This is a genomic window from Actinoplanes sp. CA-142083 (assembly GCF_050942195.1).
Classification (GTDB): domain Bacteria; phylum Actinomycetota; class Actinomycetes; order Mycobacteriales; family Micromonosporaceae; genus Actinoplanes.
Genome location: NZ_CP192076.1, coordinates 9,686,740 through 9,701,618, shown reverse-complemented (window position 1 = coordinate 9,701,618; position 14,879 = coordinate 9,686,740). Strand labels below are relative to the sequence as shown.

The following is a 14,879-nucleotide window of genomic DNA, read 5'->3' as shown; positions in this document are numbered from 1 at the left end:
CTCTTCCCCAACGAGGCATCGCACGGCGCGTGGGAGTGCCATTCCTGCGCGCGGGTTTTCACGGTCAAGTTCAACGGGTTGCTGTCCAAGGGAGCTAACCGATGACCATCGTGGCCGCCACCTCTCTCAACCTCGTCTCTCTCGGTTTTCAAAGTTCGGAGCCGGGCCGCCATACGCGGGACGAGCTGGAAGCCCTCGCCCGCGACGCCGCTGTCGCGCTCGAGGGCGCCCCCGCCGAGCAGATCGCCAAGTGGGCGACCGACACGTTCGGCGCGCGTTTCTGCGTGACGAGCTCGATGGCCGACGCCGTTGTCGCCCACCTGTTCTCCCGCGTCTCGCCGGGCGTCGACGTGGTGTTCCTCGACACCGGCCTGCACTTCCCCGAGACGCTCAAGGTGCGCGACATCGTCGCCGCCACCATGGACGTCAACGTCCGCTCGATCCGGCCGCGGATGACGGTGGGCCAGCAGGACGGCGAGTTCGGGCCCCGGCTGTTCGCCCGCAACCCCGACGAGTGCTGCTTCCTGCGCAAGGTCGAGCCGCTCGAGCGCGCCCTGGCCGATTACGACTCGTGGGCCACCGGCCTGCGCCGCGACGAGTCGCCGACCCGCGCCAACACGCCGGTCGTCGCCTTCGACGCCAAGAAGGGCAAGGTCAAGGTCAACCCGATCGCGGCGTGGACCCAGGCCGACGTCGACCGCTACATCAGCCGGTGGAACGTGCCGGTCAACGAGCTGTTCAAGAAGGGGTACGGCTCGATCGGCTGCTGGCCGTGCACCCGGCGCACGAAGGCCGGCGAGGACCCGCGCGCGGGCCGCTGGGCGATGTTCGAGAAGACCGAATGCGGCCTCCACGTCTGAGCGTCGTACTGGTCGCGCACGGCAGCCGTGACCCGCGGGCCGCGGCTGCCACCGCGGCGCTGGCGCGGGCCGTCCGCCGGTTGCGGCCGGACTGGGACGTCCACGCGGCCTATCTCGACCACGCCGGGCCGCGCCCGCTGGAGGTGCTGGCCTCGTTGCGCGGGCGGGCCGTCGTGGTCCCCCTGCTGCTGACCAAGGCGTTTCACGGCCGGGTCGACATTCCCGCCGTGCTCTCCTCGGCTGTGGACCTTCCGGTGAGCGTGACGCTGGCCGAGGTCCTCGGCCCGGCCGCGTCCTTCCCCGCACCCGCGTTCCCGTCGCTGCTTCTCGACGGTCTGGTGCGGCGGCTGCCTTCTGATCATCTTGACGCCGTGGTGCTCGCCGCTGCCGGTACCCGGGACGCCGCCGCGCGGGCGACCATCGAGTGGGCCGCGGACGCTCTCAGCGCCCGTCTGAGCCTTCCGTGCGCCGTCGCCTACGCCTCGGCCGCCCCGCCGCTCCCCGGCGCCGCTGTGGATCTCCTGAGGGCCTCCGGCGCCCGCCGGATCGGCGTCGCGTCCTACTTCCTGGCGCCCGGCTATCTCTACGACCTCGCGGCGCGGTCGGCGCTCGAGGCCGGCGCGGTCGCGGTGGCCGAGCCACTGTCCGATGCGCCGGAATTGGCGCGTCTGGTGGCCGCCCGCGTCGAGGACAGCCTCCTCGACGTCCCCGCCGCCGCCTGACCGTCCACTTGCGTAGCGGAGCGTGACCGCCCGATGTCCACAGCGGAGGGTAAGGCCGTGGAGACTATTCGTTTGCGGTCGAACGCAATTTCGAGATCATTTCGCCAATCTCGATGAAACCCACGGTGATCGAATTCGCGCTCTCCGGAACCTCTCAGCTTTCTGCGCTCTCCGTAATCGCGTCAGAACAGCAAGACGCCCCGGTGCCGATCGGCCCGGGGCGCAAATGCTTCGAGGGGATTGTGTCAGGCGGTAGGAGCGCCGACCCGCAGGCCGCCACGACGCTTGACGGCGCGTCGCTCGTCTTCGCTCATCCCACCCCAGACGCCGGCGTCCTGACCCGACTCGAGTGCCCACTGGAGGCAATCGGAGGTCACGGGGCACCGCCGGCACACGGCCTTGGCCTGCTCGACCTGCAGGAGCGCGGGGCCGGACGTCCCGATCGGGAAGAACAGCTCCGGGTCCTCGTCGCGGCAGATCGCATCGTGACGCCAGTCCATGGCGGCAACACTCCTTGTTTCGGATTGGGGTTGATAAAACGCGTACTGGGTTTACCTATGCGTGCGCGGTGGCGACCGTCGGGCACAGGGCCCGTCTGATCGCCGTGGCGTCAGCAAGCTTTTGGTGTTACTGGGAGCCGTTCGGCGCTTCTGGATTAGGAACGCGCGCAAGCAGCAACCGGTTACTTCTTATCGCTTGTGAATGCTTTCACGAACTCTCGCGATGTCAAGGGTAGCGGCGGAATTTTCTCCCCGCGGGTGAGCTGGCTCACGACCCCTTTGTCCGGTTCTGAGCGTACTGCCAGAGCCGGATGACCTCCGCTCCCATCAATGTAGTACGGTCCAGGCCCTCTTGCCGACCTTTTGCCCGTCTTTCTGTAACGGATCGTGATGGGGATACCCATCCAACCGCCCCACCCGCCGCCCACGACCGGACTGAAGACCAATCTGGCTAGCAGATCACACGCAAAGCCTCGGGGACGGACACGAAGTGCACCTTCTGCCGTTCCCCTAAGTAATCGCCGTCGAGCTGGAAGGCCTGCGGCCGGTTGGCCACCACAGTGAACTCGTCCTGGTCATGCAGCTGCAGCACCTGCTTGCCGTGCGGATCGCCCTTGCGGGTGGCGAGCTGCGCGAGGGTGCGTGTGGTGGAGGTCACGGCCAGACGCCGCAAAGCGAGCACGTCGAGGCCGCGGTCGAAGGAGGCGCCCGGGTTCGGGTTGATCGGACGGTCGCCCAGATAGGTCCACGGTGCCGTGTTCTGCACGATGACCGTGCCGAGGTCGGTCTCGCCCGGCTCGCCGGGGCGCTCGATGGACAGTGGCGGGGACTTGCGGTCGTCCCCGACGACGAACTGCCCGACGATCGAGCGGAAGTAGAGCGAGGGCGTCGACTTGCGACCGCGCAGGCGGGCCTGCTCGACCCGGCGCACCACGGCGGCGTCCAGCCCGACCCCGGCGGCGAAGGTGAAGTAGCGGTCGTCGGCGCGGCCCAGCCCGATCACCCGGTGCCGGCCGTCGCGCAACGCCTCGAGGATCACACTGGTGCCGTCGACCCAGTCGCGGGGCAGGCCGAGCGCGCGGGCGAAGACGTTCGTCGATCCGCCCGGGACCACGGCCAGGGCGGGCAGGGCGTTGGCCATCGGACCCGAGATGCCCTCGAGCGCGACCCGGGCGGTCATCAGGCCGTTGACCGCCTCGTTGATCGTGCCGTCGCCGCCCAGGGTCACGACCACATCGACGCCGCTCTCCGCGGCGGCGCGCGCCAGCGTCGCCGCGTGGCCGCGGCGGGTGGTGTACTCCACGGTCAGATTGACCGCGCTGCGCAGGGCCCGGACCAGCACGTCGCGGCTGCGCTCGCTCGTGGTGGTGGCTTTGGGATTAACCACCAGTAACGCTCGCATGCGCGGCACTGTACCTGCTGGGAGGCCTGCGGACTGTCGGTATGGTGCTCGAGTGACCGGTGAGAATGCAGTCGTTGACAAACCCGCCAGCCTGGTGTGGGCGGTGAGGCTGCTCTATCTCCAGGCCGCCGGGCTGGCCGCGCTCACCGTCTGGCTGGTCGTCCTCGACATCACCCGCAACGTTCCCGAGATCGCGGTGGCCATCGCGCTGACCGTGCTGGCCGCGCTCGGCGCCGCCGGCGTCTTCTTCGTGGGCCGGGCGCTCGACCGCCGCTCGCTGCACGCCCGCGGGCCGGCGATCGTCGTGCAGCTGTTCGTCATCGCCGCCGGGGGCTTCCTGATCCAGGTGCATCCGGTCTGGCTCGGCGTGGTGCTGATGGCGCTGGGCGTACTCGTCGGGGTCCTGATCGTTCTTCCGTCGACAACGCGAGCGCTCGGCGTCGATTAATCACCCTCGCGCGGCGACCTAGGGCCTACCCTGTGTAGGTGACCGGATCAACGGTGCGACCGCCCGCCTATCAAGTACTGGCGGACGAGCTACGCGCGGACATCACGTCGGGACGGCTTCAGCCGGGCGAACGGCTCCCACCCGAGCCCGAGCTGTGTGTGAAGACCGGGGTGAGCCGCAGCACGGTGCGGGAGGCGCTGCGGTTGCTGGCCAGCCAGCACCTCATCGTGACCACGCGTGGCGTGACCGGCGGCAGCTTCGTCTCCCACCCCGACGCCGAGCAGCTCGCCGACGGCCTGGCCGCCGGCTTCACGCTGCTCTCCAACTCGGCCGACGTGGGCCTCGCCGACATGCTCGAGCTGCGGCGGGCCCTCGAGATCCCGGCGGCTGAGCTCGCCGCGGCGCGGCGCACCGACGACCACCTCATCGAGATCCGCAGCGCGCTGTTCGACCCGGCGGTCGACGACTTCGACACGATGCTGGCCGCGCACGCGGCGTTCCACATGGCGGTGGCCAAGGCGACCGGCAACCCGCTGTTCGAGCTGGTGGTGCGCCCGCTGTACCACGCCTCGTTCGGCGAGGACGTCACCGGCGTGCTGCCGGCCGATTACTGGACGCACATCGACGCCGACCATCGGGAGCTGCTCGACGCGCTGGCGGCGGGCGATCCGATCGGGGCGGCGCGGGCCGCCAACAGGCACCTCGACTACATCTCGTCGAGCACTGAGCCGGCTGGCCTCGCTCCGCTCGGCGGGCGATCGCCCCTTCGGGGCTTGTGAGGAGGCAGGCGATTTTCCGCCGCAGCACACCCCGCTGCGTCGAAAAACCGACTGCCTCCTCACAAGCGGGGCGATCGCGGGGTGGCAGTTACCGCGCGGTGTGGGCGCACTCAGTTTTCTGTTCGCCGGGTGAGCAGGCGGATCGTCGCGCGCTGGCCGCTCGCCTCGGCGGACGCCGAGGTGGTCAGCGCGGTCAGCACCTTCCACGCGAAGGACGACTCGGCGGGCAGCCGTGCGCCTCGCACGGTGGTCACGCTCACCTCGACGGTCAGCGCGTCATCGGTCACCGCGAAGCGGCACTCGAGCTCGGCGCCGCGGGTCGCGATCGCGAGCAGCATCGCGCACGCCTCGTCGACGGCGATGCGCAGATCCTCGATCTCGTCGAGCGCGAAGTGCAGCCGGGCCGCGAGACCGGCCGTGGCGGTGCGGAGCACGCCGAGATAACCGCCGTCGGCGGGCACGGTCAGCAGGACGACGTCGTCGCCGAGCACCGGCTCGGGGTGTGTCAGAGTCACCTTGGCCATCCTCCCCACGTGAGGAGAGCCTAGCGGTTGACCGGGGTGGCGCGCTCGGCCAGTCGGCGCAGCGCGTCGCCGGTGAGCCGGTAGGGCAGCCAGTCGTCGGTGACCGTCGCCCCGATCGCGGCGTAGAACTGGGCGGCCGGGTTCCAGTCCAGCATCACCCATTCGAGGCGCTGGTATCCGCGGCGGACGCAGATCTCGGCCAGCGCGGCCAGCAGGGCGCCCCCGGCGCCGGTGCCGCGCGCTCCCGGCCGTACGTACAGGTCCTCGAGGTGGATGCCGGAGGTGCCGGTCCACGTCGAGAAGTTCAGGAACCACAGAGCGAAGCCGACCGGCACGTCGTCCTCGTCGACGGCGACGTGGCCGAAGACGGTGGGCTCGTCGAAGAGGACACCGGAAAGCTGCCCGGCCGTCAGGTGGCACTGGTCGGCGGCGCGCTCGTAGTCGGCCAGCTCGTGGACCATCGCGACAACGGCCGGCACGTCGATGGGACGCACCGGCCGTACGGTGGCGGCGAAGCTCACGCCTGCTTGGTCTCCCAGAAGATCTTGGAGATCTCCTCGATCTTGGCCAGCAGCTGGTCGCCGACGGCCGGGTCGAGCGAGCCCTTGGCGCCCGCGGCGCCGGCCAGCTTGGTGGCCTCGTTGAACAGCTGGTGCAGGTTCGGGTACTTCTCGAAGTGCGGCGGCTTGAAGTAGTCCGTCCACAGCACCCAGAGGTGGTGCTTGACGAGCTCGGCGCGCTGCTCCTTGATGAGGATGGCGCGGGTGCGGAACTCCGGGTCGGTGTTCGCCTGGTACTTCTCCTGGATGGCCTTCACCGACTCGGCCTCGATCCGGGCCTGCGCGGGGTCGTAGACGCCACAGGGCAGGTCGCAGTGGGCGCTGACCACGGTTCGCGGCGTGAGGAAACGCGGAAGTCGCATCAGGACTCCTCCGTATGAGTTTGCGATGATCCGCGGTTGACACTACCCCTTACATCTCGGCCGTAACGTGACGGAGGACTGATGCCTTGAGGTGGCAATTACCACTGTTCGCCGTCTTGGTGAACGGGCCCTCGATGGCGCCTCTTCTCAAGAGCGGAGACGCCCTTCTGGTACGCCGTGGCGGGCGCGTACGGGCCGGCGACGTCGTGGTGGCGCGCTTCCGTGCCCGTCCTGACCTGCTGGTTGTCAAACGGGCCGTACGCCGGCAGGACGGTGGCTGGTGGATTCAGGGCGACAACCAGCTGATCGAGGACGACTCCCGCCGATACGGGGTGGCGGATGTCATTGGCCGGGTGTTAATTCGGTACTATCCGCGCCCTGGTCGGCTAGGTTAGGGTCCTACAACCGCAGCGCGTACCCGTGCAGCGGTTCGCTACCCGGGTGATCCCCGCATCGCACCGCCGCTCGGCGCTCATTCGCGACCGAGGACCGCGCCGGTGCACCGTGTCAACGTCGATGCCGTGTGGAGTCACCGTGTCTTTCTTCAGTTTCGAGCTCGATCCCGCCCTCGCCGCCGATCCGGTCTTCGACCTGCACAAGCAGGGGAAGATGTCGATCAGTCCGACCGTTTCGCTGTCCAGTCGCGACGACCTCTCCCTCGCGTACACCCCCGGCGTCGCCCGGGTCTGCGAGGCCATCGCCGAGGACCCCGACCTCTACCCCGACTACACCTGGACGGCCAACACGGTCGCCGTCGTCACCGACGGATCCGCGGTGCTCGGGCTCGGCAACATCGGCCCCAAGGCCGCGATGCCGGTCATGGAGGGCAAGGCCATCCTCTTCAAGCAGTTCGGCGGGGTCGACTCGATCCCGATCTGCCTGGACACCCAGGAGGTCGAGGGCATCATCGCCGCGGTGAAGGCGATGGCGCCGTCGTTCGGCGGGATCAACCTCGAGGACATCAGCGCCCCCCGCTGCTTCGAGATCGAGCGCCGGCTCGACGCCGAGCTGGACATCCCCGTCTTCCACGACGACCAGCACGGCACCGCGGTCGTCACGCTCGCCGCGCTGACCAACGCGGCCAAGCTGCTCGGCCGCCGCTTCGCCGACCTGCGCGTGGTGATCAGCGGGGCCGGCGCGGCCGGGGTCGCCATCACGCAGACCCTGATCGCCGCGGGCGTCGAGGGCGCCAACGTGATCATCTGCGACTCGCGCGGCATCATCCACGCCGAGCGGAGCGACCTCACGCCGATCAAGGCGGAACTGGCCGCCACCACCAACATGTCCGGCCGTACCGGCGGGATCGGCGAGGCCCTGATCGGCGCCGACGTGCTGATCGGCGTCTCGGGCGGCGCGATCGAGGAGACGGCGCTGGCCGGCATGGCGCCGGGCGCCATCATCTTCGCGCTGGCCAACCCGACGCCCGAGGTGCCGCCGCACATCGCCCACAAGTACGCGGCGATCGTGGCCACCGGGCGCAGCGACTTCCCGAACCAGATCAACAACGTGCTGGCCTTCCCGGGGATCTTCCGCGGCGCGCTCGACTCCCGGGCCACCACGATCACCGACGCGATGAAGGTGGCGGCGGCCGCGGCGATCGCCGACGTGGTCTCCGACGACCTGCGCGCCGAGGCGATCGTGCCCTCGCCGCTCGACCCGCGGGTCGCGCCCGCGGTCGCCGAGGCGGTGGCCGAGGCGGCGGCCCGCGACGGGGTGGCGCGGCGGCAGGTCCCGGCCAAGCCGGCGCCGGCGCGGCCGTCGACGCTCTCGCTGCTGACCGAGTCCGACATCAACTGACCTGGTGATTTCCGGCGGAGCCCGGTGGCCTCGGCCGCCGGGCTCCGCGTTATCCACAGGCGCGATTTTGCCCCGCTAAAAGATCTTGTCCCTTCGATAAGGTCTTCGCATGCGAGCCGCCACAGCCACCACCGCCGACCCCGACCAGCCGCTGCGCGCTCTGACCGTGGGCGACGCGCCCGAGCCGGCCGCGCCGGATGGGTGGGTCGTCGTCGAGGTCCGCGCGGCATCGCTCAACCACCACGACATCTGGTCGCTGCGCGGCGTCGGCCTGCCGCCCGACCGGCTGCCGATGATCCTCGGGTGCGACGCGGCCGGCGTCGACCCCGACGGCAACGAGGTCGTGATCTACCCGGTCGTGCCCGACAAGGGCGACCCGAGGGGCTATTCGCTGCTCTCCGAGCGCTTCCCCGGCACGCTCGCCGAGCGCGTCGCCGTCCCGCGGGAAAACCTGATCCCCAAGCCGGCCGGGGTGTCCTTCCTGGAGGCGGCGTGCCTGCCGACGGCCTGGCTCACGGCGTTCCACATGCTGACCACGCGCGGGCGGGTCGCCGAGGGCTCGTCGGTCCTGGTGCAGGGCGCCGGCGGCGGGGTGGCCACCGCGGCCGTCGCGCTCGCGCTGGCGTTGGGCAAGAGGGTGTATGCGACGAGTCGCGACCCCGGCAAGCGCGAGCGGATCGCCGCGCTGGGCGCCACGGCGGTCGAGCCCGGCGCCCGCCTCCCCGAGCGGGTCGACGTGGTGATCGAGTCGGTCGGCGCACCCACCTTCGACCACTCGATGAAGTGCGCGGCCCCCGGCGCCCGCATCGTGGTGTGCGGCGCGACCGGCGGCCATCTGGCCACGGTCGACTTGCGGCGCCTCTTCGCGATGCAGCTGGAGCTGCTCGGCAGCACCATGGGCACCCGCGACGAGCTCGCGGCCCTGCTCGACCTCTGCGTCGAGCGCGACGTGCGCCCGGCGATCGACTCGACCTACGGATTCTCGGCGGTGGCCGACGCCTTCGCCCACCTGGAGTCGGGGGAGGTGTTCGGCAAGGTAGCGCTCGACTTCCTGCACTAGGGGCGCCGCGCAGGGCACATGGCACGCACGGCGCACGCGGCGCGCGGCCCGTACGGCACGCACGGCGCGCGCCCGTACGGCACGCACGGCGCGCGCCCGTACGGCACGCACGGCGCGCGGCCCGTACGGCACGCACGGCGCGCGGCCCGTACGGCGGGCGGCACGCACGGGGGGCGGCACGCACGGCGGGCGGCACGCACGGCGCGCGGCACGCACGGCACGCACGGCGCGCGGCACGGTGGCGCGTCGGGCTGGGCGTGGCCAGGGCGGGTGCCTCAGAGGTGGTTGGCCAGGGTGCCCAGGCTGCCGCGGGTGGCGTCTTTCGGGATGCGGGACTTGGCGGCTTCGTCGCCGTAGAGGGTCCAGCGCCAGAAGTCGGTGCTTGCCTCGGTGATGACGTCGAGTTCGGCGCCTACGGCTACGTGGCCGCCGTCGGGGAAGGTCAGGAACGCCTTGGGCCAGGTCACCGCGTCGTAGACGGTGTGGCCGTCGGCGTAGGCCACCGTTCGGTCGCGTTTGCCGTGCACGAAGAGCAGCGGGGCGGCCGGGCCGGTCAAGGGCGTCTTGATGAGCTGGCGGCCGGCCAGGATGACGCCCGCTTTGAGCCGGGTGTCCCGCCGGCCGGAGAACATGCCCAGCGTTGTCACTCCGCCCGCCGAGTGGCCGGCGGCGGCGATCCGCTGGGTGTCGATGCCGCCGCGCCCGACCAGCTCGGTGATCACGTGACTGGCGTCGAGGGGCTGATTGAGCACGTCGATCGGGTTGTAGTTGCTCGCTGTGCCGGCCGTGAAGGGATAGGCGGGGGCGGCGACCACGAAACCCGCGCCGGCCCAGGCGGTGAGCAGGGATGCGTAGTTCTTGGGGGCGGCCTGGAGCCCGTGGCTGAAAAGGATCAGCGGGTAAGGACCGCCGGTGGTCGGCCGCCAGACCGTCGTAGGCAGGGGGCGGTTGGTGCCGCGGGCGAGGGAGAGCTCCTGCGTCCGCACGGAGAAGGGACGGGTCGGGGCCTTACCCGAGTGGCCCGTGTCGGGCTGAGCCGCGCCCGAAGGGCCGGGGGTCGCGCCCGAGGCGGCAGGTCCCGCGCCCGAGGCGGCAGGTCCCGCGCCCGAGGCGGCAGGCCCCGCGCCCGAGGCGACAGGCCCCGCGCCCGAGGCGGCAGGTCCCGCGCCCGAGGCGCCGGTAGCCCGCGGCGAAGGCGTAGGTGCACGCGTGCCGCTGCAACCACCAACCGCCGCCGTCGCGGCCGTTGCCAGCAGACCCTTGATCACCGTACGCCGATGCACCCGCCCCATTGTGCCGCCGGCCGCGGGGGAGGCCCAACGGCTCAGTTCACGGTGGCGGCGGGAAGCACGGCGCTGGGAAGGCGGTGGCGGCCGGATTCGTCGCCCTCGAGGGTCCAGCGCAGGAAGGCGATCACCGTGGAGTCCATCAGGGAGTAGCCGCTGTCGCCGGGGCGCAGGTAGGTGGAGTGCGAGTTGTGCTGCATCAGCAGGTACGACTTGGGCCACGGCACCCGGGCGAACAACCGGCGACTGGCCGCGACCCGTACGATCGGGTCGGAGGTCCCCTGCAGGAACAGCATGGTCGCGGGCGGCCCGGCGAAGGCGCCCTTAGCCGCCCAGCCGGCCATGATGACGGCGGCCCGCAGGCGCGGGTCGTGCCCGGCGGTGAGCAGGCCGGTGGTCGTGTATCCGCCGGCCGAGTGCCCGATCACGGCCATGTGGTCGGTGTCGATGCGATGCCACAGCGGATCGCCGGGTGTGAGGTTGAGCGCCTGCACCCGGGCGAGCACGTAGCGCGCGTCGGCGGGCTGGTTGACGATGTCGGGCCGGCGGAAGTCGTCGGTGAACTCGCTCGTGTGCGGGAACGTCGGCGCCGCCACCACGAACCCGGCGGCCGCCCACGAGGCCAGCGCGTCGGCGTAGCGCTCGGGAGAGCCGCTCAGCCCGTGGCAGAAGAGCACCAGCGGGAACTTTCCGGCGGCCGGCGGCCGGGCCTTCCACGCCAGCTTCCCCTGTACGACCTTCACGCGCTTCTTCCCGGCGGGCTTCGGACGCTCGCGGGAAACGGACGCCCCGACGTCCAGAACGCGCCCCACCGGATAGAAGACCAGCGTCGGAAGGGGCCGGTCACCACCACGTTCCAGGTGCAGGATCCGGGCACCCACCGCATAGGCCGCGTGCTTCACCGGCGGGGGCGGCGGGGCCTCCAGCAAAGGCGACGAGGACGGCGAAGAGATGGGTGGTGGGGAAGCCGGACCGAAGCAACCGGCCGCCGTGAGCGTGATGGCGAGAGCAACCGCCAGACCGCCCGCCCGCCCCCGCATCCCCATGATCCGAAGTTACGGCCCAACGCGCCCACGAAGGGGTGAAATCCCCAGACCGGGCGTATTCGTCCTGGTAGGCGAAATGACAGGGCGGTGCGGTGCTCAACGGACGGGCGTGTTTTCGCTATGGTCTTGCCCATGTCTGACAACAGCGTCGATCCGAGCGGCAACACCGAGGCCTTCCGCGCCTTTCAGAGCACCCCGCCGGAGCCCGCACCCACCGCCTCCAAGACCCCGCTGATCGTCACCGGCGTGGTCGTCGCCCTGGTCCTCATCGGCGTCATCGTGTGGCTGGCGTCCTGAACGCGACGCCCTGAACGCGACCGCTCAGAGATCCAGCGCGGCCCGCGACTGGTTAGCTATCTCCAACTCCTCATCGGTCGGCACGACGCAGACCGCCACCGGCGAGCCCTCGGGCGAGATGAAGGTGTCGCCCGAGGCGTTGCGCGCCGGGTCGACCGCGATCCCCAGCGCCTCCAGACCCGACAGCGATTCGCCGCGGACGTCGGGGGAGTTCTCCCCTACGCCCGCGGTGAAGGTGATCGCGTCCACCCGCCCGAGGACGGCCAGGTAGGCGCCCACGTACTCGCGGATGCGCCGGGTGTAGACGTCGAAGGCCAGCTCCGCCACCGGGTCGCCGTGGCCGCGTCGCCGCAGCACCGCCCGCAGGTCGTTCTCGCCGGTCAGCCCGAGCAGCCCGGCCTGGCGGGTGAGCGACCGCTCGATCTCCTCGATCGGCATGCCGGCCACCCGGTGCAGGTGGAACACGACCGTCGGATCGATCTCGCCGCTGCGGGTGCCCATCACCAGGCCGCCCTGCGGCGACATCCCCATCGACGTGGCCACGCTCCGGCCGCCCTGGACCGCGCAGGCGCTGGCGCCGTTGCCCAGGTGCAAAGTGATCACGTTGGTCTCGGCCACCGGGCGCCCCAGCAGCGATGCGGTGCGCCGCGCCACGTACGCGTGCGACGTGCCGTGGAACCCGTATCGCCGGATCTGCCAGCGTGCGGCCAGCTCGGCGTCGATCGCCCAGGTCACGCCGGCCGGCGGGATCGTCGCGTGGAACGCCGTGTCGAAGACGGCGACCTGCGGCACGTCGGGCAGCAGCTTGCGGGCCACCTCGATGCCACTGACCGCGGCCGGGTTGTGCAGCGGCGCGAGCGGGACCAGCGCCTCGATCCGGGCGAGCACCGCGTCGTCGATCACCGTCGGCTCGGTGAAGTCGGGACCGCCGTGCACGACCCGGTGGCCCACCGCGGCGATGCCGTCCGAGGGGATGGACTCCAGGATGTGCTGCAGCGCGGCCCGATGGTCGGCCGCGTCGCCGCCGGCCTCGCCGATCCGCTCGACCAGCCCTTTCGCCACCGTCTCGGCGCCGTCGAAGAGCCGGTACTTCACCGACGAGGATCCGCTGTTGAGCACCAGCACCCGGGTCATCGCACCGCCGCCTGAATCGCCGTGATCGCCACCGTGTTGACGATGTCCTTGACCGTCGCGCCGCGGGACAGGTCGTTGACCGGCCGCCGCAGCCCCTGCATGACCGGCCCGACCGCGACCGCCCCGGCCGAGCGCTGGACCGCCTTGTACGTGTTGTTCCCCGTGTTCAGGTCGGGGAACACGAACACCGTCGCCTTGCCCGCCACCTCGCTCGACGGCAGCTTCGTCGCCGCCACCGCGGGATCGACCGCCGCGTCGTACTGGATGGGCCCCTCCACCGGCAGGTCGGGCCGCCGCGAGCGCACCAGCGCGGTGGCCGCCGCGACCTTCTCCACGTCCGCGCCCGCGCCGGAGCTGCCGGTCGAATACGACAGCATGGCCACCCGCGGCTCCACGCCGAAGGCCGCCGCCGTATGCGCCGAGGAGAGCGCGATGTCGGCGAGCTGTTCGGCGTCCGGGTCAGGGTTGACCGCGCAGTCGCCGTAGACCAGCACCCGGTCGGCGAGCAGCATGAAGAACACGCTGGACGCCACCGACACCTCGGGCACCGTCTTGATGATCTCGAAGGCCGGCCGGATCGTGGCCGCGGTCGTGTGGTTGGCCCCCGAGACCATCCCGTCGGCGAGCCCCTCGGCCACCATCATCGTGCCGAAGTAGTTCACGTCCCGGACCACGTCGTACGCGAGATCGAGGGTGACGCCCCGCTTCTTGCGCAGCTCGGCGTATCGTGCGGCGAACCGGTCACGCCACTCGGATGACGAGGGGTCGACCAGCCGCGCGTCGCCGATCGAGACGCCGAGCTCGCGGGCCCGGCGGGTGATCTCGGCCGGGTCGCCGAGCAGGGTGAGGTCGGCGACGCCGCGGCGCAGCAGTGTCTCGGTGGCTCGCAGGATGCGCTCGTCGGCGCCCTCGGGCAGCACGAGGTGGCGCCGCTCGGCGCGGGCGCGATCGATCAGGTCGTTCTCGAACATCAGCGGGGTGACCCGGGCCGAGCGGGCGACGTCGAGCAGGCGGGCCAACTCGGCGGTGTCCACGCTCTCCTCGAACGCGCCGATCGCGGCCTCGACCTTGCGCGGGGTACGCGTGCTCAGCCGGGCCTCGATGCGGTCGGCCGAGGCGATCGTGTGGTAGCTGTCGGTCGGCACGACCAGCATCGCCAGGCCCGTGTTGAGCTTCTCGATCACCGCGACCGCGCGCGGGTCGGGGAACTCGCCGAGGGTCAGCACCAGCCCGGACAGCGTGACGTTGCCGGCGGCGTGCGCGGCACTGGCCGCCACCAGCAGGTCGGCCCGGTCGCCGGGGGTGATCAGGAGCGCGCCGTCGGTCAGGTGCTCGAGCAGCGTCGGCACGTGCGCGGCGCCGACCACGTAGTCGAGCACGTCGCGGTCGAGCGCGCTGTCGCCGCCCGTGACCACGGTGCCGCCGAGCGCGGCGGCCACCTCGGCCACGGTCGGCGCGGCCACCGCCGCGACCTCGGGAATCGACCACGTCGGCACCGGCATGCCGGGAGAAAGGAAGGAAACCTCATCGGGTACGCGGTTGGCGATCACGGCGAGCACGGTGGCCCCGAGGTCGGTGAGCGAGTGGTACGCGCTGCGGGCGGCGGCGCCCAGAGTCTCGTCGGTCCGCCCCTCGCCGCTGATCACCGGGATGACGACGCTGCCGAACTCGGTCGCGAGCCGCGTGTTGAAGGCGAGCTCGCGCGGCATGGTGTCGTCGGAGGAGGAAGGCCCGCCCGCGAAGTCGCTCCCGATCACCACGACCGAGGCGCAGCGCCGCTCCACCTCGCGGTAGCGCTCGACGATCCGCCCGATCAGCTCCTCCCACTTGCCGTCGGCGATCAGCGAGCCGGCCTCGGCCGCGGTCACGCCGTAGGAGTCGGCGTACGGCGCCATCACCGGATATCGCTCGGTCAGGAGCGTGAGCAGCGGGTCCTCAGCGGGGCCGGACAGCAGCGGCCGGAACACGCCGATGCGCGCCACCTGCCGGGAGAGGAGCTCGACCAGACCGAGCGCGACGGTGCCCTTGCCGACACCCGGGCCCAGCCCGGCCACATAGACGCTTCGTGCCACGCCTTCAACCTACCGGCCGCACGGTGAACG

General features: G+C 71.2%; 17 protein-coding genes. 8 read left to right on the top strand and 9 right to left on the bottom strand.

The annotated features are described in order from the left end of the window. The first annotated feature begins 101 nt into the window (after nt 1-101). Nucleotides 102-860 carry a phosphoadenylyl-sulfate reductase gene (locus tag ACQPZX_RS44670; protein WP_433370005.1) on the top strand — a complete coding sequence of 253 codons (759 nt, stop codon included), beginning with the start codon at nt 102-104 and terminating at the stop codon, nt 858-860. Then, nucleotides 842-1,582 (top strand): sirohydrochlorin chelatase, encoded by a 741-nt coding sequence (locus tag ACQPZX_RS44665; RefSeq protein WP_433370002.1) that lies wholly within the window; start codon nt 842-844, stop codon nt 1,580-1,582. Before ACQPZX_RS44670 ends, ACQPZX_RS44665 begins: the two co-directional genes overlap by 19 nt. 245 nt (nt 1,583-1,827) lie before the next feature. Here ACQPZX_RS44665 and ACQPZX_RS44660 read toward each other — a convergent pair whose 3' ends face one another. Both ACQPZX_RS44660 and ACQPZX_RS44655 read right to left on the bottom strand, forming a co-directional pair. Continuing rightward, nucleotides 1,828-2,082 (bottom strand): WhiB family transcriptional regulator, encoded by a 255-nt coding sequence (locus tag ACQPZX_RS44660; RefSeq protein ID WP_433369999.1) that lies wholly within the window; start codon nt 2,080-2,082, stop codon nt 1,828-1,830. Nucleotides 2,083-2,533: 451 nt separating this feature from the next. Next, nucleotides 2,534-3,484, bottom strand: a complete 951-nt coding sequence (locus ACQPZX_RS44655; protein WP_433369996.1) for a diacylglycerol/lipid kinase family protein — start codon at nt 3,482-3,484, stop codon at nt 2,534-2,536. Nucleotides 3,485-3,536: 52 nt separating this feature from the next. Here ACQPZX_RS44655 and ACQPZX_RS44650 point away from each other — a divergent pair, with 52 nt between their 5' ends. Further along, nucleotides 3,537-3,932, top strand: coding sequence for a hypothetical protein (locus tag ACQPZX_RS44650; RefSeq protein ID WP_433369994.1), 396 nt, complete (start codon nt 3,537-3,539; stop codon nt 3,930-3,932). Between the two features lie 38 nt (nt 3,933-3,970). Next, nucleotides 3,971-4,711: a FadR/GntR family transcriptional regulator gene (locus tag ACQPZX_RS44645; protein WP_433369991.1), complete on the top strand. Its 741-nt coding sequence runs from the start codon at nt 3,971-3,973 to the stop codon at nt 4,709-4,711. A gap of 110 nt (nt 4,712-4,821) precedes the next feature. Here the strand turns inward: ACQPZX_RS44645 and ACQPZX_RS44640 are convergent, their stop codons facing one another. From ACQPZX_RS44640 to sodN, 3 genes are read right to left on the bottom strand one after another with little or no spacing between them, the layout of a single operon-like run. Further along, nucleotides 4,822-5,235: an ATP-binding protein gene (locus ACQPZX_RS44640; RefSeq protein ID WP_433369988.1), complete on the bottom strand. Its 414-nt coding sequence runs from the start codon at nt 5,233-5,235 to the stop codon at nt 4,822-4,824. A gap of 20 nt (nt 5,236-5,255) precedes the next feature. Continuing rightward, nucleotides 5,256-5,696 carry a GNAT family N-acetyltransferase gene (locus ACQPZX_RS44635; protein ID WP_433385854.1) on the bottom strand — a complete coding sequence of 147 codons (441 nt, stop codon included), beginning with the start codon at nt 5,694-5,696 and terminating at the stop codon, nt 5,256-5,258. Between the two features lie 56 nt (nt 5,697-5,752). Beyond that, the gene (sodN, locus tag ACQPZX_RS44630; protein WP_378973027.1) at nt 5,753-6,157 is read right to left on the bottom strand and encodes a superoxide dismutase, Ni; all 405 of its coding nucleotides are present in this window, start codon (nt 6,155-6,157) and stop codon (nt 5,753-5,755) included. Between the two features lie 134 nt (nt 6,158-6,291). Between sodN and ACQPZX_RS44625 the strand changes: the two genes are divergently transcribed. The 3 genes from ACQPZX_RS44625 to ACQPZX_RS44615 all read left to right on the top strand — a co-directional run bounded on the left by ACQPZX_RS44625 (nt 6,292) and on the right by ACQPZX_RS44615 (nt 9,014). Further along, entirely contained in the window at nt 6,292-6,552 is a 261-nt protein-coding gene (locus ACQPZX_RS44625; protein ID WP_433369985.1) for a S24 family peptidase, read from the top strand. A gap of 121 nt (nt 6,553-6,673) precedes the next feature. Beyond that, nucleotides 6,674-7,954, top strand: a complete 1,281-nt coding sequence (locus tag ACQPZX_RS44620) for an NAD(P)-dependent malic enzyme (protein ID WP_433369982.1) — start codon at nt 6,674-6,676, stop codon at nt 7,952-7,954. A gap of 109 nt (nt 7,955-8,063) precedes the next feature. Further along, nucleotides 8,064-9,014 (top strand): zinc-binding dehydrogenase, encoded by a 951-nt coding sequence (locus tag ACQPZX_RS44615; RefSeq protein ID WP_433369979.1) that lies wholly within the window; start codon nt 8,064-8,066, stop codon nt 9,012-9,014. Nucleotides 9,015-9,289: 275 nt separating this feature from the next. On the opposite strand, the gene ACQPZX_RS44610 is transcribed toward ACQPZX_RS44615, so the two are convergent. Both ACQPZX_RS44610 and ACQPZX_RS44605 read right to left on the bottom strand, forming a co-directional pair. Next, nucleotides 9,290-10,000: an alpha/beta hydrolase family protein gene (locus ACQPZX_RS44610; RefSeq protein ID WP_433369976.1), complete on the bottom strand. Its 711-nt coding sequence runs from the start codon at nt 9,998-10,000 to the stop codon at nt 9,290-9,292. 338 nt (nt 10,001-10,338) lie between these two features. Beyond that, on the bottom strand, nt 10,339-11,346 hold the full coding sequence (locus ACQPZX_RS44605) for an alpha/beta hydrolase family protein (protein ID WP_433369973.1): 1,008 nt from the start codon (nt 11,344-11,346) through the stop codon (nt 10,339-10,341). 132 nt (nt 11,347-11,478) lie between these two features. On the opposite strand from ACQPZX_RS44605, the gene ACQPZX_RS44600 reads away from it, so the two are divergent. Next, a complete protein-coding gene (locus tag ACQPZX_RS44600; RefSeq protein WP_433369971.1) occupies nt 11,479-11,643 on the top strand; it encodes a hypothetical protein in 165 nt (54 codons plus the stop codon). A gap of 24 nt (nt 11,644-11,667) precedes the next feature. On the opposite strand, the gene ACQPZX_RS44595 is transcribed toward ACQPZX_RS44600, so the two are convergent. Then, nucleotides 11,668-12,777 (bottom strand): acetate/propionate family kinase, encoded by a 1,110-nt coding sequence (locus tag ACQPZX_RS44595; protein WP_433369968.1) that lies wholly within the window; start codon nt 12,775-12,777, stop codon nt 11,668-11,670. Next, a complete protein-coding gene (pta, locus tag ACQPZX_RS44590; RefSeq protein WP_433369965.1) occupies nt 12,774-14,849 on the bottom strand; it encodes a phosphate acetyltransferase in 2,076 nt (691 codons plus the stop codon). The genes ACQPZX_RS44595 and pta overlap by 4 nt, the downstream gene beginning before the upstream one ends. Nucleotides 14,850-14,879: the final 30 nt, after the last annotated feature.